At 51.8% G+C, this 21050-nt stretch carries 17 protein-coding genes; 8 read left to right on the top strand and 9 right to left on the bottom strand.

The annotated features are described in order from the left end of the window. Positions 1-368: 368 nt before the first annotated feature. From mepS to yeiP, 4 genes are all read right to left on the bottom strand, one after another. Positions 369-950 carry a bifunctional murein DD-endopeptidase/murein LD-carboxypeptidase gene (gene mepS, locus MYB54_RS13355; RefSeq protein WP_010277383.1) on the bottom strand — a complete coding sequence of 194 codons (582 nt, stop codon included), beginning with the start codon at positions 948-950 and terminating at the stop codon, positions 369-371. A gap of 322 nt (positions 951-1272) precedes the next feature. Next, entirely contained in the window at positions 1273-1974 is a 702-nt protein-coding gene (locus MYB54_RS13350) for a phosphatase PAP2 family protein (protein ID WP_039468876.1), read from the bottom strand. A gap of 38 nt (positions 1975-2012) precedes the next feature. Continuing rightward, positions 2013-3014: a CobW family GTP-binding protein gene (locus MYB54_RS13345; protein ID WP_248720874.1), complete on the bottom strand. Its 1002-nt coding sequence runs from the start codon at positions 3012-3014 to the stop codon at positions 2013-2015. Positions 3015-3100: 86 nt separating this feature from the next. Further along, a complete protein-coding gene (yeiP, locus tag MYB54_RS13340) occupies positions 3101-3673 on the bottom strand; it encodes an elongation factor P-like protein YeiP (protein ID WP_010277377.1) in 573 nt (190 codons plus the stop codon). 160 nt (positions 3674-3833) lie between these two features. Here yeiP and MYB54_RS13335 point away from each other — a divergent pair, with 160 nt between their 5' ends. Further along, positions 3834-4088, top strand: coding sequence for a YkgJ family cysteine cluster protein (locus MYB54_RS13335; RefSeq protein WP_010277375.1), 255 nt, complete (start codon positions 3834-3836; stop codon positions 4086-4088). A 10-nt stretch (positions 4089-4098) separates the two neighbouring features. Here the strand turns inward: MYB54_RS13335 and setB are convergent, their stop codons facing one another. Next, positions 4099-5277, bottom strand: a complete 1179-nt coding sequence (gene setB, locus MYB54_RS13330; protein WP_039288087.1) for a sugar efflux transporter SetB — start codon at positions 5275-5277, stop codon at positions 4099-4101. Positions 5278-5611: 334 nt separating this feature from the next. Here setB and fruB point away from each other — a divergent pair, with 334 nt between their 5' ends. The 3 genes from fruB to fruA are packed head-to-tail and all read left to right on the top strand — an operon-like array spanning position 5612 to position 9390. Next, a complete protein-coding gene (fruB, locus tag MYB54_RS13325) occupies positions 5612-6745 on the top strand; it encodes a fused PTS fructose transporter subunit IIA/HPr protein (RefSeq protein ID WP_014915019.1) in 1134 nt (377 codons plus the stop codon). Beyond that, entirely contained in the window at positions 6742-7680 is a 939-nt protein-coding gene (gene fruK, locus MYB54_RS13320; RefSeq protein WP_005967280.1) for a 1-phosphofructokinase, read from the top strand. Before fruB ends, fruK begins: the two co-directional genes overlap by 4 nt. An 18-nt stretch (positions 7681-7698) precedes the next feature. After that, positions 7699-9390, top strand: coding sequence for a PTS fructose transporter subunit IIBC (gene fruA / locus MYB54_RS13315; RefSeq protein ID WP_248720873.1), 1692 nt, complete (start codon positions 7699-7701; stop codon positions 9388-9390). Positions 9391-9481: 91 nt separating this feature from the next. Here fruA and nfo read toward each other — a convergent pair whose 3' ends face one another. Together nfo and MYB54_RS13305 are read right to left on the bottom strand one after the other, a co-directional pair. Next, entirely contained in the window at positions 9482-10327 is an 846-nt protein-coding gene (gene nfo / locus MYB54_RS13310; RefSeq protein WP_014915021.1) for a deoxyribonuclease IV, read from the bottom strand. 90 nt (positions 10328-10417) lie between these two features. Then, positions 10418-11491 carry a YeiH family protein gene (locus MYB54_RS13305; RefSeq protein ID WP_248720872.1) on the bottom strand — a complete coding sequence of 358 codons (1074 nt, stop codon included), beginning with the start codon at positions 11489-11491 and terminating at the stop codon, positions 10418-10420. A 120-nt stretch (positions 11492-11611) separates the two neighbouring features. Between MYB54_RS13305 and yieE the strand changes: the two genes are divergently transcribed. The 4 genes from yieE (at position 11612) to MYB54_RS13285 (ending at position 17983) form a co-directional block, all read left to right on the top strand. Next, entirely contained in the window at positions 11612-12484 is an 873-nt protein-coding gene (gene yieE, locus MYB54_RS13300; RefSeq protein ID WP_014915023.1) for a DNA-binding transcriptional regulator YeiE, read from the top strand. A gap of 135 nt (positions 12485-12619) precedes the next feature. After that, positions 12620-14095 (top strand): amino acid permease, encoded by a 1476-nt coding sequence (locus MYB54_RS13295; protein ID WP_014915024.1) that lies wholly within the window; start codon positions 12620-12622, stop codon positions 14093-14095. Positions 14096-14411: 316 nt separating this feature from the next. Continuing rightward, a complete protein-coding gene (locus tag MYB54_RS13290) occupies positions 14412-16529 on the top strand; it encodes a TonB-dependent receptor (RefSeq protein WP_248720871.1) in 2118 nt (705 codons plus the stop codon). A 464-nt stretch (positions 16530-16993) separates the two neighbouring features. Then, on the top strand, positions 16994-17983 hold the full coding sequence (locus tag MYB54_RS13285; RefSeq protein ID WP_248720870.1) for a 2-hydroxyacid dehydrogenase: 990 nt from the start codon (positions 16994-16996) through the stop codon (positions 17981-17983). Between the two features lie 420 nt (positions 17984-18403). Here the strand turns inward: MYB54_RS13285 and MYB54_RS13280 are convergent, their stop codons facing one another. Beyond that, positions 18404-19324: an ABC transporter permease gene (locus MYB54_RS13280; RefSeq protein WP_207193806.1), complete on the bottom strand. Its 921-nt coding sequence runs from the start codon at positions 19322-19324 to the stop codon at positions 18404-18406. Between the two features lie 71 nt (positions 19325-19395). Next, entirely contained in the window at positions 19396-20907 is a 1512-nt protein-coding gene (locus tag MYB54_RS13275; protein WP_248720869.1) for a sugar ABC transporter ATP-binding protein, read from the bottom strand. Positions 20908-21050: the final 143 nt, after the last annotated feature.

Genomic DNA, 21050 nt, shown 5'->3' with positions numbered 1-21050 from the left:
TAAAGTTCTTGAAATAATTAACATTCCCATCGGGAAGCTGCGTGTTTTCTTTTTATCATGAAATCAGGTGATAAACCTACCTTAATCACGGCCTGTTAATGTTTCAGGTTGTTGAACAAGTCATATTTTGCGCAGTGTGCCGCAGAAGGGGAGGAACTCGGTGGTATTCGGGGAAAAGCAGGCATAAAAAACGTAGGGAACGTTTTTCAACGTTGCGCAGCAACGGCCCGTAGGGTGATGGACAAGGATGTCCATCATAAAAAACGCCGCTTGTGGTGATAAGCGGCGTTAATGTTGTCTGGTTTCGTTGGCTAATAGCAAAGTTCTTTTACTAAAAAAACCATATCACAGCAAGGGAGCGATATTGTTTAGCTGGTTTTTCCTTTGCTCAGGACACGGCGTCCTTCCTGATAACGCTTATTCCAGTAGTCTTCTGTCATTTTAGAAATGATGACACCACTGCTGGTTGATGCGTGGACGAACTGATCGTTGCCGAGATAAATGCCAACGTGGCGACCGGTCGAACCTGCACGGAACAGAACAAGATCGCCAACGCGCAGTTTACTACGCTGAATTTGCTGGCCCATCTCTTGCTGTTCATAGGTTGAACGCGGTAAATCCATACCAAACTGTTCGCGGAACGTGCGCTGAACGAAAGCTGAGCAGTCAATGCCACGGCGACTATCACCGCCTAAACGGTAACGAACACCCTTCCAACTGGCATATTGGTTAAGCAACTTAGACTTGATGTCTACGTTACGAACCAGTGCTTCAAATTCATCCTGAGAGGCTTGCAGTAAAAGACCATCTTTGTCATTAACTGCATGCATATCAGTTTGAGCTTTACTGTTGTATGCACTATTACTTCCACATGCGGAGAGCATCATTGCTACCGCAACGGCAGGCACTGCCCGCCAGATATATCTCAGAATCGGTTGAGACTTGACCATTATTGTTATGTTCCCTTGCTGTCCTTAACGATAAATATCGCTATGTAGTATCCCCATTTCACTGGGGTATAAATGCCAAACGAAAACGAGACTCAGACTAAATCAGAGTTTCTTCTTAGCCAAACACTCATCGACGAAAGTGTGCCGGAATGCACATTATTTCTCTTGCCGCTGGTAGTTCAGTGTGCGCTAAAAAGCAAACCTGAACGAGACTACCGCAACAGCAGCAGGATTGCGAGAAGTTTTAACCATTTTATTTATAAGATTTAATGATGTGTTCAGCTAAAAAATGACGATGTAAAAACTCTGAAATCATAGGGATTTATACTGTCGATTTTTTAGGTAATAGCCGATTTAACAGGTTAATAGCGGCATCGCTCGCTGGCGTTAATAACCACCAACTCAATCCGACCAGAACAACCGACAGAGAACCTACTGCAATATCGGTAAACCAATGTGCACCAATCATGATGCGAGGCAATGAGAAAATCACCATGATGGCCAGACCGATAGCGAAAGCGGTACGGGTAAAATAACGCAGCATAAAAGCAGCAAAGATCATCAACATCATGCCGTGGTCGCCGGGGAAGCTGTCCGATGACGCATCTTTGGTCGGAATACCGGTTAAGTCTGAAACGCGGTTGACGTCACTAAAATAGAGCGTAGGGCTGGCGTGTTGCACCGGCAATAAATGTCCTGCCTGATTCAGCACGACGGCTGTTAACAGCATGATAAAACCGAGGATCAACAAACGGCGACGCTCTGTGGACGTCGCTTTTAGATAAAACGACAGATACAGCAATCCCATTGCAACGAGCGCACAGCCGTCAAAAGCGCGGTTATTGGTAATGGCAACCAGATGTAAAAACGTCGGGCTATCAACCAAGAGACGATTGAAATAGAAAAAGATATGGCTGTCGATCGTGAGCCAAAAACCATGATTTTCCGGTAGATACCAGGATAAAAACAGACTGATGCCCAACACGTTGAGCACTAAAATAGAAGAAAAACGGGCAAATGACATAAGGCAAAGCATCCAAACAAAGACGAAAAAACTCCAGTTTACTCCACGTTAACTAAACGAGCCTTTAACAACGAGGCTTGTAACGTATTCCATTCTGCTGGTGTTTCATTAATGACTTCGATACGGCTATCAATCGGTGCCGCCGATCGGGTTTCTATATGCAGATCGTGTCCCTGACGGTTCACGACGAGCGTCCCTTCCTTTATACGCATCACCCCTTTAACCCGACTCACGGGAGAAAGGCGGACCCAGTCCAGCAGGGCTGCGGTATCAAAAGCGGTTTCAGGGGCGAATATCCAGCCACAGGCGTGGTAGCCCTGTCCCTGATTGAGAGAGCGTCGCCAGGATTGACCACCCGGTAATTGCAGCGCTGCCAAACCATTTTTTGGCTGATGCGCATGGTGATGTGCACCATCTGGAAGTTCGAGTATACGTTCTTGCGATGAAGGGGGGCGCGGTTGGTCGAGCAACTGCCAGTCAATATTTCCCTGACTAGCCTCGATAATTTGTCGACCATCACCGCTTGCCTGCTGCCACTGCTGCAAGGCCGCGAGATCGTCGGCGGTATAAGTATCACGCTTGTTAGCGATAATCATATCTGCGGCGGCAAGCTGATCGCGGAAGTTCTCATTTTCCGTGTAACGCGTTTCACTTAACTGGCGAGCATCCAGCAGACATAGCGTAGCCTGTAATGTCAGCCAGGGCTGATAGATATCACTTGTCAGCAAGGAGAGAATTTGTTTCGGATGGCCGAGTCCCGTAGGCTCGATGAGCAGCCGATGGGGCTTCTTCTGTTGCAGCAACATATTCAGGCCAACCTGCATCGGCAAGCCGTTTACGCAGCACATGCAGCCGCCGGGAATCTCTTTTAACACTGCACCGCTGTCCGCCAGTAGCGCACCGTCAATACCCACTTCGCCGAATTCATTGACCAGCACCGCCCAGACTTCGTCTTCAGGCTTTTGCGACAGAAGATGACGAATCGTGGTGGTTTTTCCACTACCGAGAAACCCTGTGATCAAATTGACTTTCGTTAGCATGTCAGGCTCCTATGCGGGGGAGAGTTGACGTGTGCCGGATAGATCATCCGGCGACAAGTATTGTGCGGGAAGCACAAGGTAGAATGTTAGTCTGCACGACCCATGTAGCGACGTTCTGGAATATGAATACGGATCTTTTCACCCGCGCTCAGATATTCTGGAACGGGGATAACCAGACCGGTGCTCATGGTCGCAGGTTTGTTGCGTGAACTGGCAGAGGCACCTTTAATGCCCGGTGCTGTCTCAACAATTTCCAGATCGACCGTTTGTGGCAATTCCAGCGCGATGATTTGGCCGTCCCAGCTCAATACTTGAATCCCCGGCATACCGCCTTCAGGGATAAACAGCAGCTCTTCTTCTATTTGATCTTTTTTGAAGAGGTAAGGGGTGTAGTCCTCATCATCCATGAAGACGTACTCGTCGCCGTCAATATAGGAGAACGTCACCGTGCGGCGCGTCAGCGTGATGGTATCGATAATGTCGTCGCCTTTAAAACGCTCTTCCACTTTCAAACCCGTGCGGACATCAGAAAAACGCATTTTGTACAGCGTGCTGGCACCACGGGCGCTGGGACTCTGGACATCGATGTCCTTTACCAGCAATAACTTGTCGTTATAGTTAACGACCATTCCGCGTTTAATCTCGTTAGCTCTTGCCATAAAAATTACCTGCTATAAGGAGTGTGATTTTTGTGGCGACACGTTACTCGCGCCGAAGAGTTCAGGCAAGTATAAGATGAAAGGACTGATATTGGTTTTTTACGACGGGGCTGCTATCGTGGCGCTCTCACTTCTTGTCAGCCCACCGGAGAGCTTGCTGATGGACTGTCGCCCCCATTGCGGTGCCTGTTGTACCGCACCATCGATTTCAACGCCGATGCCGGGTCTGCCGCACGGTAAGCCTGCAAACACACCCTGTATTCATCTCGATGAGGCGATGCGCTGCGGGCTGTTCCATTCTCCACTACGGCCTGAGGTTTGCGCGGGACTAAAGCCGCGCGCGGATATGTGTTTCAGCCATCGTGATGAGGCGATGATTTACCTGCTGAAGCTGGAAGCCGACACCGCCCCTTAATGTGCAGCGATCAGGCGTCTTTGATACGCCACATACAATAGATAGAGCCCGCGATCATCAGCAGCGCGAAGAAGAAGACGGCGTGATAGTTCCAGATTTCAGCAACAATCCCTGCCAGTGAACCAGAGATGATCCAGCCAACGCGCGTGGTATTGGTAAATAGCGTGGTTGCCGCACCTGCCTGTCCGGGCATCAAGTCCTGAAAGTAAAGCATGCCGATTCCCGCCAGAATACCGATGAAAATGGCGTTCAGCACCTGTAACGCCAACAGCGCTATTTCGCCATCAAGAACCAGCAAGCCGCCGAAGAACAGTAAACCGGAAGCAACGGCAAGCCGCATCAGGAAACGTTTACCGAAGCGTTTGGCAACGTAGCCGGCAATCAGCATCACCGGAATTTCCAAGCCGGCGGCCACACCCATCATGATACCCGCCAGCTTTTCCGGTAAATGCAACTCATGCACCAGATACAGCGGCATATTAATGAGGTAAATGCCGTTGCAGGTCCACATCAAGGTACACGCCACGAACAGCAAGAGCGTGTCCCGGCGGTTGCGACGCGGTGATTCCAGTGTGGAAGTGGTCTTTTCCACGGCTTTGGGCATGGAAGGCAGAAAGAGTTTGACCAGAATGCCGCACAAGATAAAGACGACAGCGGCGGTCAGGTACATCGTCGTGAAGCCGAATCCCAGTGCCAGCGCAAAGGCGATAGGCGGGCCGACAACCCAGGCGAGAGAAATTTGTGCGCGGAGGATGGAGCTGAACATCGCTGCTTCACGACCGGTTTTATCCGCATGCTCCCGCGCCAGCGCAAAAAGCTGTGGGTTCGCGGTCGAGCCAAAGCTGCTCAGCAATACACCGATAAAGAGCAGGATAAAGTAGTTACGGTTCCAGGCAAACAGCATGCAGGCAAGTGCGCCCAGCAGGCAGCAGACGAAAATCAGCGATTTGCGATCGCCCTGACGGTCCGACCGCGTGGCCAGCATTTGGCTGACGACAATACCGATAACAGCGCTACCGGTATAAAACATCCCGACTAAGAAAGGACGAGCCTGGACTTCGCTGGAAAGAAAGAGGCTAAGCGTAGGAAGTTGCAGGGCACCGGCCGTTCCGGTCAGGAAGGCAATAACTAAAAATGCTGACGATGTCAGGTCGAGTGGACGTCGCGTTGTATTTGCAGGAGTGAACATAAATTGATAGCGCTTGGAAAATAGGCAGAGGCTGTCGAGCGCGACATAGTACTCGGGTTTATAATGAAACAGAAATCTTGTTTCATTATTTTTCGTCAGCACGGCTTCAGCCATTGGGTGATTTTTGTTGGCGGGCAGCGCGTCATCCACGTTAAAATGTGCGTGATGTCAAAATTCTGTTACGTCAGCAGCGTAGAAAGCTTGCATAAATGGCGTAATAGAATGAGACTTTTGAAACGTTTCAGCGGAATTTTTTTTGAAACGCCCTAACAATCGACACATTTTTTTCTCATAAAAGCTGAAACGATTCAACTTTCAGCAAGAGAGGAGTGCCATGTTCCAGTTGTCACAGCAAGATATTCATTTGGGCGCAGCGGCCAGTACTAAGCAGGAAGCTATCCAGCTTGTTGCTTCAGCACTGACCGAGGCCGGGTGCGTTAACGCAGGGTATGTCGACGGCATGCTCCAGCGTGAACAGCAAACATCTACCTATTTGGGAAGCGGCATTGCTATCCCTCACGGCACTACCGATACCCGCGATCTGGTATTGAAGACCGGGGTTCAAGTATTTCAATTTCCTCAGGGTATTTCCTGGGGTGAAGATCAAACCGCCTACGTGGTGTTGGGGATTGCAGCCCGTTCTGATGAACACCTTGCGCTGCTGCGTCAACTGACCCACGTTCTGAGCGACGATCGCGTGGCAGCACGTTTGGCAAGCACAACGTCAGCAGAAGAACTGCGTAGCCTGCTGATGGGCGAGCAGCAACTGGCGGAGTTCCGCTTTGATACCTCGCTGATTGCGCTGGATGTGGCGACCGATAATCTGTTGACGCTTCAGGCGTTGAACGCCGGCCGTCTTCAGCAGATCGGTGCAGCAGACGCCAGCTTCGTCAGCACCGCAGTCAGCAGCAAGCCGCTGAATCTGGGGCAAGGTGTGTGGTTCAGCGATAGCGCTGTCGGTAACCTCAGCAGCGCGGCTGCGGTGGCACGTCCGGCTACGCCTTTCAGCGTTGACGGCGAAAACGTGGCCTTACTGGTGACGGTAGCCGCGGCTGACGATCAGGCTTTTGCTCCGATCGATTACCTGAGCAACCTGCTGATTGCGCAAAAAGCGGAACGTCTGCTGACGGCTGACGCACCGACGCTGCTGGCACTCTTGACCAGCGACGTACCAGAAGAAAGCGAAGTGCTGACGGCAGAGTTCACCATTCGCAACGAACACGGTCTGCATGCGCGTCCGGGAACGATGCTGGTGAACGTGATCAAGCAGTTCAGCAGTGACATTACCGTCACCAATCTGGATGGCACAGGCAAACCGGCAAATGGCCGCAGCCTGATGAAAGTCGTCGCGCTGGGCGTGAAGAAAGGTCACAAATTGCGTTTCACCGCGAGCGGTAGCGATGCAGAACAAGCACTGGCCGCTATTGGCGACGCGATTACGTCCGGTTTGGGCGAGGGGGCAGCATGAGCAGGAGAGTAGCCACAATTACCCTGAATCCAGCTTATGACCTGGTTGGCTATTGCCCGGAAGTTGAGAAAGGCGAAGTCAATCTGGTTCAGACAGCGGGTCTGCACGCCGCAGGCAAAGGTATTAACGTTGCCAAGGTGCTAAAAGATCTCGGGATTGATGTCACGGTAGGTGGTTTTCTGGGTAAAGACAATCAGGATGGTTTTCAGCAATTGTTCAGCGAGCTGGGCATTGCCAACCGTTTCCAGGTTGTGCCAGGACGTACGCGTATTAATGTCAAATTAACCGAAAAAGATGGCGACGTAACCGACTTCAACTTTTCCGGTTTTGAAGTGACACAGCAAGACTGGCAGCGTTTCGTCAATGACTCGCTGAGCTGGCTGGGGCAGTTCGACATGGTCGCGGTGAGCGGCAGTCTGCCTGCTGGCGTCGATCCTGATGCCTTTACCGATTGGATGTCGCGTCTGCGTACGCAGTGTCCTTGCATTATTTTCGACAGCAGCCGTGAAGCGCTGGTGGCGGGACTGAAAGCCTCTCCTTGGTTGGTGAAACCAAACCGCCGGGAGCTGGAGATATGGGCTGGGCGTAAATTACCTACGCTGGCTGATGTGGTGGATGCCGCCCACGCGCTGCGTGAGCAGGGTATCGCGCATGTTGTGATCTCACTGGGTGCGGAAGGCGCGCTGTGGGTGAATGCATCGGGCGCGTGGCTAGCAAAACCACCGGCCTGTGATGTGGTAAGTACGGTAGGTGCGGGCGACTCCATGGTTGGGGGGTTGATTTATGGCTTATTAATGCGTGAGTCCAGTGAGCACACTCTGCGTTTGGCTACGGCGGTTTCAGCGCTGGCCGTCAGCCAAAGTAATGTTGGTATTACCGATCGTCCTCAGTTGGCCGCAATGATGGCGCGTGTCGACCTCAAACCCTTTAACTGATACAGCAGGAGATAAACAATGAAAACGCTGCTGATTTTGGATAAATCACTGGGCCTGGCGAAAAGCCAACTGGTGAAGAACCTACTCGGCGCTGCCGCTGCGAAAGCAGGGGTGACGTTTACAGAACAGGTTAACGACGCTGAACTGGCGATCGTTCTGGGTGCATCCGCTGCGGCGGACAGCGCACTGAATGGCAAGCGAGTTTATGTCGGTGACATCGAACTGGCAGTTTCGCAGCCGGAAGCCTTTTTGGCGAAAGCACAGGCTGAAGCCACGGTCTATCAGGCCGCTGCGTCAGCGCCTGTTCAGCAGCCTGCAACTGCCAAGCGTATTGTGGCGATAACGGCGTGCCCGACGGGCGTCGCGCACACGTTTATGGCGGCAGAAGCGATTGAAAGTGAAGCGAAAAAACGCGGCTGGTGGGTCAAAGTGGAAACGCGCGGCTCTGTTGGCGCGGGCAACGCGATTACTCCTGAAGAAGTTGAACAGGCCGATCTGGTGATCGTGGCTGCGGACATTGAAGTCGATCTGGCGAAATTTGCTGGTAAGAAGATGTATCGCACGTCGACCGGGCTGGCACTGAAGAAGACGGCGCAGGAGTTAGATAAAGCGCAGGCTGAAGCGAAAGTGTACCAGCCGTCCGGGCAAGCCAGTGCGTCAAGCGCGAGCGAGTCTGCTCAGAAGGGCGGAGCAGGTCCGTATCGTCACCTGTTAACCGGCGTGTCTTACATGCTGCCGATGGTTGTGGCAGGCGGTTTGTGTATCGCCCTGTCGTTTGTCTTTGGTATTGAAGCCTTTAAACAGGAAGGTACGCTGGCAGCGGCGCTGATGAAGATCGGTGGCGGTTCGGCCTTCGCACTGATGGTGCCGGTGCTGGCGGGCTATATCGCGTTCTCCATTGCGGATCGTCCAGGCTTAACGCCAGGTCTGGTTGGCGGGATGTTGGCGGTGAGTACGGGTGCAGGCTTCCTCGGTGGGATCATCGCAGGTTTCCTGGCCGGTTATGTTGCCAAAGCGATCAACAATAAACTGATTCTGCCGCAAAGTTTGACTGCGCTAAAACCGATCCTGATCATTCCGCTGTTCGCTACGCTGATCACTGGTCTCATCATGATTTACGTCGTTGGTACGCCAGTGGCGAAAATCCTGACTGGCCTGACAGGCTGGCTGCAATCCATGGGCACGGCGAATGCGGTGATTCTGGGTGCGATCCTGGGCGCGATGATGTGTACGGATATGGGCGGGCCGGTTAACAAGGTCGCTTACGTTTTCGGTACCACCTTGCTCAGTAGCCAGATTTACGCGCCGATGGCCGCCGTCATGGCAGCCGGTATGGTGCCACCGTTGGCAATGGGTCTGGCGACTGTACTGGCAAGCAAAAAATTCAACCCGACCGAACGTGAAGGGGGCAAAGCGGCGTTTGTACTGGGCCTGTGCTTTATCTCCGAAGGGGCGATTCCTTACGCGGCACGTGATCCAATGCGTGTTCTGCCTTGCTGCATCATCGGTGGGGCACTGACTGGTGCGCTGTCAATGGCGGTAGGTGCTAAGTTGATGGCACCACACGGCGGTCTGTTCGTGCTGTTGATTCCTGGCGCGATTACCCCGGTTATCGGCTACCTGTTAGCGATCATTGCGGGTACTGTCGTCGCAGGCGTGCTGTATGCACTGCTGAAACGCTCTGATGAACAACTGGCGAAAGTTGCGTAAGTTTGATCATCGTCGTGAATAAAAAGTAATGCCATAACACAAGGATGTGGATGAGATAGCGCCAGTTGGTATTCACCAACTGGCGCTTTTTTTAGCATTGGGCTTCGGACTTGAGCCAGGCGATTTCGTCAGCCCAGATATCGGGATTGATCGTTTCCAGAATCATCGGGATGCCGTCAAAGCGGGCATCTTTCATGATATAGCTGAAAGCGGTTTTGCCGATGTTGCCTTCTCCCAGACTATGGTGTCGGTCAACGCGGCTGGCGAACGTGCTTTTGGCATCATTCAAATGCATTCCGCGCAGATAGCGAAACCCAACAATGCGGTCGAATTCAGCGAAAGTGGCTTCGCAATCGGCTTCTGTCCGCAGATCGTAGCCACCAGCGAAGGCGTGACAGGTATCGATACAGACGCCGACGCGGCTTTTATCTTCTACGCCATCAATGATGGCTGCCAAATGTTCAAAGCGGAAACCCAAATTACTGCCTTGCCCGGCGGTGTTTTCAATCACCGCGGTGACGCCGTCCGTTTCCGCCAGCGCGATGTTGATGGACTCGGCGATACGTGCCAGACAGTCAGCTTCCTCGATCTGCTTTAGATGGCTGCCGGGATGAAAATTCAGGAGGCTTAGCCCAAGCTGCTGGCAACGGGACATTTCATCAATAAACGCGATGCGTGACTTCTCCAGCGCCTCGGTATCCGGGTGACCCAGATTAATCAGGTAGCTATCGTGGGGCAGAATCTGTGCTGACGTATACGCGTATTGCTCACAGGCGGCTTTAAAACGGTCGATGACCTCGGCGCTGAGCGGTGCAGCCTGCCATTGGCGCTGGTTCTTAGTAAATAACGCGAAAGCCGTCGCCTTTATCTCATGCGCGCGAATCACGGCCTGATCGACCCCGCCAGATGCGCTAACGTGCGCCCCGATGTATTTCATGTTGGTCTCCTTTGGTAACGGAGACATTATGGCATCGTCACGGCTCCGTCGGGCACGTTAATCAGACGTTAACAGGTAAATAATTTATCGTTAGCCGAATAAATGCTCGAAGAACAAATTGATGCCCGCACCGCCAACAACCAGCCAGAGAAACAGAATGAGTGCCAGCAGCAGCGGTTTTGCGCCGGCCTGACGGATGGCGCTGAATCGGGTTGTGAGCCCCAGCGCAACCATCGCCATGGTCAACAGCACATTATCGAGTTGTACCAACTGCGTGACGAGCGTAGGTGAAAGTAGCTGGAAAGAATTGAAGGCCGCTACGGCGATAAACCCCAGTGCAAACCACGGAAACATCAGTGGAATCGCGTCTTCCGCGTCACTTTTTTGCGTCGTTTTTTTCAGGTAAAACCCAAGAATGAGAAGGAAAGGGGCCAGCAGCATCACGCGCAGCATCTTGCTGATGACGGCGATGTTTTCCGTCGCACCATCAACGGCATGTCCGGCAGCAACGACCTGAGCGACTTCGTGTATCGTTGAGCCGAAGTACAGACCGACGATCTGTGGTGTGGCGTCAATCCAGTGATGTTCGAGATTGAGCTGATAGAGCCACGGATACAAAAACATCGCCGTCGTACCGAAAATCACCACGGTGGAAACGGAGACGGCAATCGCATTGCTGGACGCTTTGACAACCGGTGCGGTTGCCATGATTGCCGCTGCACCGCAGATGCTGCTGCCAGCACCGATGAGCATTACGGTTTGATTGTCGAGTTTCAGCCAGCGCTTGCCTATCCAACAGGCGAGTAAAAACGTCAGCGTGACGATAGTAAGATCGACCGCGACACCGGTAAAGCCAACGGCAGCAACCTGCTGAAAGCTGAGGCGAAAACCATAAAGTATGATGCCCCAGCGGAGTAAATGCTGTTTGGCCCACTGCACGCCTGGATCACACAGCGGATGAATACGTGGATAAATGCTATTTCCGAGCACAATCCCAATCAGGATCGCCAATGTCAGCGAACCCGGACCCCAGTGGGCGATTTTCGGAATATTTGCCAGCCAGAGGAGCGAAAAAGTCATTAAACTTACTAACAACAGGCCGGGTAATCGCGCTTTTGCTCTATCGGGCGGGGTTATCGTGTGTAATGTCGCAGGAAGAGCCATGGATTGGGTGCCTATTCTGACCGTACCGAAAATTGAGAAGCCAGCTTATAATCCACGAGATTAAAAGAGAAATTGATTATATATTTATAACCTATAAGTATTTCAGATAAAGAGCGCACTATGCATATCACGTTACGTCAACTGGAAGTCTTTGCCGAAGTCCTGAAAAGTGGTTCAACGACACAGGCCTCCGTTGTGCTTGCCCTGTCTCAATCGGCTGTCAGCGCGGCTCTGGCGGATTTAGAAGGGCAACTGGGTGTTCAACTTTTCGACCGCGTGGGTAAACGTCTGGTGGTGAATGAGCATGGCCGCCTGCTGTATCCCAAGGCGCTGGCACTGCTTGAACAGTCGATGGAAATTGAGCAACTGTTCCGGCGTGATAATGGGGCGCTGCGTGTGTATGCCAGTAGCACGATTGGTAACTATTTATTGCCTGCGATGATTGCCCGCTATCGTCATGACTACCCCGATATTCCGCTGGAACTGCATGTCGGCAATACGAAAGATGTGATCACGCGCGTGTCTGAATTCAGTGTCGATTTGGGCTTGATCGAAGGGCCTTGCCATCATCCTGATTTGATTACGCAGCCCTGGCTGGAAGATGAGCTGGTGGTGTTTTGCTCTCCCGAACATCCGCTCAGCCGGGGCACTGTCTCATTAACCGCGCTGGCGGATGCGCACTGGATCTTGCGTGAACGTGGCTCAGGCACGCGTGAAGTGCTGGATCATCTGCTGCTGACGCACCTGTCGCATTTTCATCTGGTGATGGAATTAGGGAATTCAGAGGCGATCAAACATGCGGTTCGCCACGGGATCGGCATCAGTTGCCTGTCTCGGCATGTCATTGCCGAGCAACTGGCGTCAGGCTCGCTGGTGGAGCTGAAGGTGCCGCTGCCTAAACTCACGCGGACGCTGTATCTGGTTCATCACCGACAGAAACATCTTTCAAATGTGCTGCAGCGTTTCCTGAGTTATTGCTGCGAAACGCCATAGCGAAAATATTTTCTGCTGCTAATAATCGGGCGTGAGTTATTAACCTCTCTTATAACTCGACGATCTTAACTATTCAGCACAACGCTATTTGCTACAATCCCGCCTCGATTTTTAGCACGAGCATGCAGGATAACAATGGCTCAGCACGATATTCAACAAACAACACAGGGCACACCGACCCTGCGCCGTGAACTGAAAGCACGGCATTTAACGATGATCGCCATTGGCGGATCGATTGGCACCGGGTTATTTGTCGCGTCTGGTGCGACGGTTTCACAAGCCGGTCCGGGCGGCGCACTTCTGTCTTATGCCCTGATTGGGCTGATGGTTTACTTCCTGATGACCAGCCTGGGCGAACTGGCGGCGTTCATGCCGGTTTCCGGTTCGTTCTCCAGCTACGGTTCCCGCTATGTAGAAGAAGGGTTCGGCTTCGCGCTGGGCTGGAACTACTGGTACAACTGGGCGGTGACCATCGCGGTCGATCTGGTGGCGGCGCAGTTGGTGATGGGATACTGGTTCCCCGATGTCTCCGGCTGGATCTGGAGCGCGCTGTTCCTCGCGCTGATGTTCCTGCTTAACTACATTTCCGTGAAAGGATTTGGCGAAGCGGAATACTGGTTCTCACTGATTAAAGTGGTCACGGTCGTCGTTTTCATTGCTGTTGGCGTGATGATGATTACGGGCATCATGAGCGGCGCGGAAAATGCCGGATTCCACAACTGGGAGATTGGCGATGCGCCGTTTGCTGGCGGTTTCTCTGCCATGATCGGTGTGGCGATGATCGTCGGCTTCTCTTTTCAGGGAACGGAACTGATCGGCGTGGCGGCGGGGGAATCTCAGGAACCCAGCAAAAACATTCCGCGTGCCATCCGTCAGGTTTTCTGGCGCATTCTGTTGTTCTACATCTTCGCGATTCTGATTATCAGCTTAATCATTCCGTATACCGATCCGAACCTGCTGCGTAATGATGTCAAAGACATTACGGTGAGCCCGTTCACGCTGGTGTTTGAGAACGCGGGCCTGCTGTCTGCGGCGGCGGTCATGAACGCGGTTATCCTGACGGCGGTGCTGTCGGCGGGTAACTCCGGGATGTACGCGTCTACGCGTATGCTGTTTACGTTGGCATCGGAAGGTAAAGCGCCGCGCATTTTCGCTAGGCTGTCAAAAGGCGGCGTGCCGCGTAATGCGCTGTACGCCACCACCGTGGTGGCGGCGCTGTGTTTCCTGTCTTCTTTATATGGCAACCAAACGGTTTATCTGTGGCTGTTGAATACCTCCGGCATGACAGGCTTTATTGCCTGGTTGGGGATCGCGATCAGCCATTACCGTTTCCGCCGTGGCTATGTTATGCAAGGTCACGATCTGAATCGCTTACCTTATTTATCAAGTTTCTTCCCGCTGGGGCCGATCTTCGCATTTGTGCTCTGTCTGATCATCACGCTGGGGCAGAATTATCAGGCGTTTCTGGAAGATAAAATCGACTGGTATGGCGTGACGGCAACGTACATCGGTATTCCGCTGTTCCTGCTGATTTGGTTTGGCTATAAGCTGTGCCGTGGCACGCGCTTTATCAAGTACCAGGATATGACGTACCCCGATCATAAAGACTAAATCGTAAGAACGCAGTTAACTATCGCTGCTTTTTAACTAAGCATATCGCCTTTCACGCCGCTGATAACATACTTATGAGCGGCGTTTTCATTTGGCAAGATCTCAGTTTTATATCAAATATTTTGAATTTCATTATTGCTGTAAAATCCTTCCTAACCGTTTTTATTCTTCCTGATAAGCGCTTTCGTGCTGCGTAAATTGGCATTTCTAAACCGCACTTAAACGAAATGAATAATGCTAATACTTATCATTTACGTTTAAATGCATTCCTTTACACTCCTTTTTGCAAAAAAACTCAATAAAATAACGAGGAATCATGAAAGGAAATTCTCTGATTAATCTCAAGAATGCAGTAGCACTTGCTCTGGCGGCAACAGCAACAAATGTCGCGATAGCGGCAGGTAGTGATGATGTTTTAGTTGTCACCGCGAGTGGTTATGAGAAAAAGTTGACGAACGCACCAGCGTCCATTTCTGTCGTCAGTGAGGAAGAACTCTCGCAAAAAAGCTATCACGATTTGGGAGAGGCGTTAAGTGGCGTGGAAGGGGTTGATGTGCGCAGCGGCACGGGTAAAACGGGTGGTCTGGACATCAGTATTCGTGGTATGCCGAGCAGTTATACCCTGATTCTAATCGATGGCGTACGTCAGAATGCCAGTGGAGATACAACGCCGAATGGTTTTGACACCATGAATACGGCGGTGATGCCGCCATTGTCAGCCATTGAACGAATTGAAGTGATTCGCGGGCCAATGTCGACGCTGTATGGTTCTGATGCGATTGGCGGTGTGGTCAACATTATTACGAAGAAAAACAGTAAACAGTGGAGTGGCAGCGTTAATCTGTCACATACGGTGCAAGAACACCGTAAATGGGGTGACAGCTCAACGCTGGGGTTTTATACCTCCGGCCCGTTGGTGAACGATCAATTTAGTTTGGCATTGCGCGGTAATGTGGAGCATCGTCAGGGATCAAGCGTCACTTCACTGAGCGGGACGGGTGACACGCGTGTTCCATTCCCGACCAAGACTGATAACTACACTGTCGGTGGGAAGCTGAACTTTAAAACCAGCGACGCCAATACCCTGTGGATTGATGGTGATATATCACGTCAGACTTACGATAACCGCAGTAGCCAACTGGGCCCGATTGGTGTTGGTGGCGGTGGATACCGCGATGAATTGCGCTTTGAGCGTAATAAACTGACAATTGGCCATGACACCGACCTCTCGTTTGGTCGTTGGAGCTCAAATCTGTCCTATGCCGTGACCGAGAACAAGGGACGACTGCTGACACCACGTGTGTTGAATACCGCTAATGCTGGCCTTTCTGGTCGTGACCGTGAACTGAAGAATACCAACACTATCTTCGATACGATGCTCGTGTCGCCCGTCGGGGAGGATCATCTGCTGACTGTTGGTGGGCAATTCTGGGATGCACGCCTTAAAGATGGCATTGTGTTGGCAAACAGCGGTGAAACGTTCGAACAAAAAAGCTGGTCGCTGTATGCAGAAGACGACTGGCAGCTACTCGATCCGCTGTCACTAACGTTAGGTGCCCGCTATGAGAAACACGATAGCTTTGGCGGTCATTTAAGTCCGCGTGCTTATCTGGTTTGGAATGTGGCTGACGATTGGACGGTAAAAGGTGGTGTCAGTACCGGATATAAAGCGCCATCGCTTGCGCAATTGCATAACGGCGTTAGCGGTATCGGCGGAAACGGAACAACGAGTACGATCGGGAACCCGAATCTCAAACCGGAAGAGAGCACCAACTTTGAAGCTGGGGTGTACTACGAGAATCCGGCAGAGGTGAGGGCGAATATTACCGGATTCGTTAACCATTATAAAAATGCCATTGACTCGGTTGAACTCAATAGCTCAACAGGGACATATCGCAATATTGGTAAAGCCAGAACGCAAGGTGTGGAACTGGCGACATCCTTCCCGGTATTCGTGCCAGATGTCACTCTGGCGCTGAATTATACCTATACACATAGTGAACAAATTGGTGGAGACAATCCAGGTGCGGCGCTGGCTACAACGGCTAAGCATATGGCGAATGCCCGCCTGAACTGGCAGATTGATGAGCAGTGGAATAGCTGGCTGGCAGCAGAATATCGCGCGAATACGCCACGCTTTACGACTAATTATGCGAATCTGAATGCGGCTCAAAAGTTGGTGTATGACGATCGCGGCGCTGAACTGAAATCCTGGACGGTAGTGAATCTGGGCACTTCATACAAAGTGACGAAAGATGTTACGTTGAATGGTACGGTGAACAACCTGCTGGATAAGGATTTCTCTCAGGTGCAGGTTTATACATCGGGTCGTAATACGTATTATGCGGGTGATTACTTCGGAAACAGTGCTTTTACGACAGGTTATGTAATGCCAGGTCGTAACTACTGGGTATCGGTAAACGTCAACTTCTGATGTAGCACTTCCCCGGAATGGGCCAGCTCGTTCCGGGGCATTATGACCCTCGCTTACTCCCTCTCTCCAATGATATGGCACCACTTCTGCGGTTTTTCTCGCGAATGTATTCTTTCTGATTAACTACTGGGCTCAGTTGTGACCCGTTATTACGGTTATCTCTTTACCGATGTCATGATAACAATGAGCAGCAGGGCTTTATTGTTTTTGTGATATTTCTGAATATCGACGATAACAATGTCGATGAATGAAATTCATTATATTAGGTATTGTTAATTGCTTTAATGCTGACTACGCTTCACGTTACGGAGTGATGGATTTCCGATGAGGCAGGAAGTGTAACGTCATTAATACGTTCGTTGTCTTGTGTCATACAGAGAATTTAATTCATTATTTTTGTATGAGAATACCTGTCGTGATTGCCGACTGCGGAACCCTTGATATCTGCAAGCGGAAATCAGTGTATGAATAGCAACCAGGGCACGATGATGTTAAAAATTACCTTTTTGGATAAAGGCTCACTGCCTGAAACCATTTTCCTGAAAAAGACGAGTTTTAGGCGTCCACAGTGCCGCCATGAATGGATTGAATATAACTATACCTCGCCCGATCACGTTATCGCCCGAGCAAAAGACACCCACGTCATCATCACGAATAAAGCCTTATTAACGCGAGACACCCTGGCCGCGTTACCTGCGTTGAAGCTGATTGTCGTGACGGCAACGGGCACCGACAATATCGATCTTGTTGCTGCCAAAGAACTGGGTATCACGGTCAAAAATGTACCGGGCTACTCGACGCAGGCCGTATCCGAGCACGTGATTGCCATGATTTTTGCGCTAAAGCACAGCCTGATGGCGTGGTATCGCGATCAACTGGGCGATCGCTGGGCCAGCCAGTCGCAATTTGCTTATTTTGATCATCCGGTCAAGGACATCGCCGGTGCTACGCTGGGCATTATCGGCGCGGGTACGATTGGGCGGGAAGTCGCACGCTTGGCGCAGGCGCTGGGGATGAAGGTGATTTTTGCCGAGCACCGGGGAGCTTCATCGTGTCGCGCTGGGTATCTGCCGTTTGAAGACGTTCTGCGGTTGGCGAATGTGATTTCACTCAACTGCCCGCTCAATGAGAGCACGCAGCATCTGATTAATGCAGAGACGCTCGCACTGTGTAAGCCTACCGCGTTTATTATTAACACGGCCAGAGGCGGGCTGATTGATGAGCACGCGCTGGCAGAAGCCTTGCAGCAGCGCGTCATTGCCGGTGCTGCGCTAGACTGCCTGACGCAGGAACCGCCAGCAAAAGACAACCCATTGATGGCTGCGGCGAAAACCCTGCCTAATCTTCTGATTACTCCGCATATCTCCTGGACATCCGCTTCATCGCTGCAATTACTGATGGAAAAGACGATTGAAAATATTGATGAGTATGCTCAGCAGAACGGATATAAATAACGTGTAGTTTGATTTCGTCGGGTATGACGGAATATTGCCCGGTAGAGGAATGATGATATTCATCAATTTTAATTGATTATCAAAATTGAACGTTTCATCGGATTGAATCTTTCCCTGTCGATTATCTCTGTCGCTCTCGCTATATCGGCAGGGAATGAAAGTGGCGCACGTCAGACCTAAAGTGAGAACGTTATTATTTGTGATTATTCTGAACCACTCTTGATTGTATGAGCGAATATTTATTTCTTAATAATAACGGAAGTAAATAATAGAGCGAGTGCAGCGATAGGTGTCGGCGGCAAAACGCCGCTTAATGAGAGGAGGCATTGGTGCGCTCTATTATGAATCCGCCCCGAATTCGGATGAACGGGGCGGAAGTGAGAAGGTACTGAAATGAGACGCTACTGAATGCGAGAGAGATTAGCGCTTCTGAATATACGTCATGGCTAGCGCGAGTGCCAGAACCAGACCTTTGATGATATCCATCGCATAATAAGGCACGGAGAGCATCACCAGTCCATTCTGCAAGACGCCAAGAATAACGGCACCGAGCAGCGTACCCAGCGCATTCGGCTTGCCGGATCCCGCCAGTGAGAAGCCGATGTAGGCCGCGGCAACGGCATCCATCAAATAGCCGCCCCCGGCATTGACCTGCGAAGAGCCGATACGCGATGCCAGTAAGATACCGCCCAGCGCCGCGAGTAGTGAAGAAAACACATACGCCTGTACCCGATAACGCGCCGTGCGAATGCCTGCCAGTCGCGCGGCTTCTGGGTTGCCGCCGATGGCATACATCCGGCGACCGTGCTTGGTAAGGGACAGATACAGCTGCACCAGTACCGTTACCGCCAGCATGATGACAACAATGACCGGCACCTGACCTAGCGTGGCAAAGAATTCAGGAATGACGCCTTCCGCCATTTCGCCGCTAGGTAGCACCATGTTCTGCGTGATGGAGCCGCCATAGCTGTAGGTCATCGCCACGCCCTGAATGACGAACAGGCTGGCGAGCGTTGCCAGCATATCGGGAATCTTCAGCACGACGATGAGGAAGGCGTTGAATAGCCCGACCAGCGTACACAGCAGCAACGTCAGGACAATCGCGCCGGTGGTGCCGAATCCATGCCAGACGAAAAGCGAGATAACCAGCGCATTAGCCAGCGATGCCGTTGACCCCACGGAAAGATCGAATCCGCCCACGGACAGCGAAATGGAGACGCCAATGGCAATCACCGTGACGATGGCGATAGAGCGCAAAATATTGATGATGTTATACGGGTCGAGAAAATTCTCCGACGCCAGCCCGAAAAGGGCAATCAGCGCAACAACTGTGATCAGCATCCCCCACTTATAGAGAAACTCGAAAACGTGGTGACGGAAGGGGAGCGCCCCGTTAGATGAAAGTGGGTGACTCACGCGGGAGTTCCTCCAGTTGAATATAAAAGTAGGGTTTCTTCGTCAATCTCAGCGGCATTTAGCTCTGCGACAATTCGGCCGTCCCATAGCACGCCGATGCGATCGCAGAGCCCGACAAGTTCGGAGAACTCGCCCGACGCATAAATAATGCCTTTACCCTGACGGGCAAGGCCGTCAATCAGGGTGAACAAGTCCTGTTTGGCCTTGATATCCACGCCTTTGGTGGGTTCGTCAAAAATCAGAACCTGTGCTTCACTGCGCAGCCACTTGCCGATAGCCACTTTCTGCTGATTCCCACCCGACAGACGCGCCAGCTTTTGCGCCGGACCGGTGGTGCGAACCGCCAACTGCTCAACGATCTGTTTTGCCCAGCGCAATGCCTTGCCACGGCTGAATACACTCCAACGGGAAAAGCTATCGGTGGCGGTGATGCTGAGATTCATGGTGACGGATTCATCAATAAAAATGCCTTCTTTGCGCCGCTCTTCAGGAACCAGCGCCAGACCCTGTTCGACGGACTGGTGCGGCGAATGCGGTCGCCAGGGTTTACCACGATATTCTCCCTGCGCGATCTTGCAGGGCTCCGCGCCGAACAGCGCTTTACATAGCTCGGTTTTCCCCGCACCAGCCAGTCCGGCAATGCCCAGAATTTCTCCTTTGCGCAGCGTGAGAGAAATATTGTGCAACAGCGTTTCGTCGTGCAAACCCGTAACCTGAAGCAGCGTCTCTGCGGCAGGTGTCGTTCGGCGCGGTGGAAAGATATCGTCAAGCCGGTGCCCCAGCATTCTCTCTACGATCGCTTCCCCGCTGAGTCCCTGCATCGCACCGCTGCTGACAAACTCGCCGTCACGCAGAACGGTCAACGTATCGCAGATTTCGCTCAGCTCATGAATACGGTGGGAAATAAACACGATCCCGATGCCATCGGCCTGTAAACGGCGTACCACCTCGAAGAGGCGTGCACTTTCGGCCTGATCCAGCGGGGCGGTGGGTTCATCCAGAATAAGAAAACGACATTCGTGAGATAACGCGCGGGCGAGCAGAATTTGCTGTTTCTCAGCGAGCGAGCAGGTATCCAGCCGTTGACGAACATTGAGGTGAACGCCAAGCTGATCGAGCAGCGCCTGCGCCTGACGATAGATCTGCGGCCAACTTAGCAGATGTCCGTCCTGCGCCAGCGTATCCAGCATAATGTTTTCTGCCACGGACAGCGTGGGGACCAGCGCAACATCGACTTCTTGCTGCACCAGATGAATACCGTATCGCTTGGCATCACGCGGGGAATGGACATCGACCTGCTTACCATTAATCAGAATGTCGCCCTGATAGTGATCGTAAGCGCCCGATAAGATCGTCATAAGCGTGGATTTACCCGCGCCGTTTGCGCCAGTCAGGGCATGAATCGAACCACCTTCCAGTGTGAAATTAACCTGCTTGAGGGCGTGGAAACCAGAAAAGGAGATGGAAATGTTGTGCATTTCCAGTCGGCTTTGGGAGGTAGGAATCATGGTCGGTAACGCTCTTGGCGGTCAGGGTCATGAAATAACGGAAAAGAAAGGTAGCACATATCCCAGAGAATTTAATACAGCTTCAAGTGTTTGAGAGTTATCGGCTATGAACGAAAAGGCATAAATTAAATAAAAAAGTTCTT

This window comes from Pectobacterium nicotianae (assembly GCF_023272715.1).
In the GTDB taxonomy this organism is placed as follows: domain Bacteria; phylum Pseudomonadota; class Gammaproteobacteria; order Enterobacterales; family Enterobacteriaceae; genus Pectobacterium; species Pectobacterium brasiliense.
Note: the sequence above shows the minus strand (reverse complement) of the source record. Positions and strands in the feature narration are given on the sequence as shown.

Excerpts from the sequence above, each read along its gene's own strand:
- MYB54_RS13285 (WP_248720870.1), top strand. The coding sequence starts at position 16,994 with ATGAATAGCAACCAGGGCACGATGATGTTAAAAATTACCTTTTTGGAT.
- fruA (WP_248720873.1), top strand. The coding sequence starts at position 7,699 with ATGAAAACGCTGCTGATTTTGGATAAATCACTGGGCCTGGCGAAAAGC.
- MYB54_RS13345 (WP_248720874.1), bottom strand. The coding sequence starts at position 3,014 with ATGCTAACGAAAGTCAATTTGATCACAGGGTTTCTCGGTAGTGGAAAA.
- MYB54_RS13275 (WP_248720869.1), bottom strand. The coding sequence starts at position 20,907 with ATGATTCCTACCTCCCAAAGCCGACTGGAAATGCACAACATTTCCATC.
- fruK (WP_005967280.1), top strand. The coding sequence starts at position 6,742 with ATGAGCAGGAGAGTAGCCACAATTACCCTGAATCCAGCTTATGACCTG.
- setB (WP_039288087.1), bottom strand. The coding sequence starts at position 5,277 with ATGTTCACTCCTGCAAATACAACGCGACGTCCACTCGACCTGACATCG.
- nfo (WP_014915021.1), bottom strand. The coding sequence starts at position 10,327 with ATGAAATACATCGGGGCGCACGTTAGCGCATCTGGCGGGGTCGATCAG.
- MYB54_RS13280 (WP_207193806.1), bottom strand. The coding sequence starts at position 19,324 with ATGCTGATCACAGTTGTTGCGCTGATTGCCCTTTTCGGGCTGGCGTCG.
- MYB54_RS13295 (WP_014915024.1), top strand. The coding sequence starts at position 12,620 with ATGGCTCAGCACGATATTCAACAAACAACACAGGGCACACCGACCCTG.
- yeiP (WP_010277377.1), bottom strand. The coding sequence starts at position 3,673 with ATGGCAAGAGCTAACGAGATTAAACGCGGAATGGTCGTTAACTATAAC.
- MYB54_RS13350 (WP_039468876.1), bottom strand. The coding sequence starts at position 1,974 with ATGTCATTTGCCCGTTTTTCTTCTATTTTAGTGCTCAACGTGTTGGGC.
- MYB54_RS13305 (WP_248720872.1), bottom strand. The coding sequence starts at position 11,491 with ATGGCTCTTCCTGCGACATTACACACGATAACCCCGCCCGATAGAGCA.
- MYB54_RS13335 (WP_010277375.1), top strand. The coding sequence starts at position 3,834 with ATGGACTGTCGCCCCCATTGCGGTGCCTGTTGTACCGCACCATCGATT.
- mepS (WP_010277383.1), bottom strand. The coding sequence starts at position 950 with ATGGTCAAGTCTCAACCGATTCTGAGATATATCTGGCGGGCAGTGCCT.
- fruB (WP_014915019.1), top strand. The coding sequence starts at position 5,612 with ATGTTCCAGTTGTCACAGCAAGATATTCATTTGGGCGCAGCGGCCAGT.
- yieE (WP_014915023.1), top strand. The coding sequence starts at position 11,612 with ATGCATATCACGTTACGTCAACTGGAAGTCTTTGCCGAAGTCCTGAAA.
- MYB54_RS13290 (WP_248720871.1), top strand. The coding sequence starts at position 14,412 with ATGAAAGGAAATTCTCTGATTAATCTCAAGAATGCAGTAGCACTTGCT.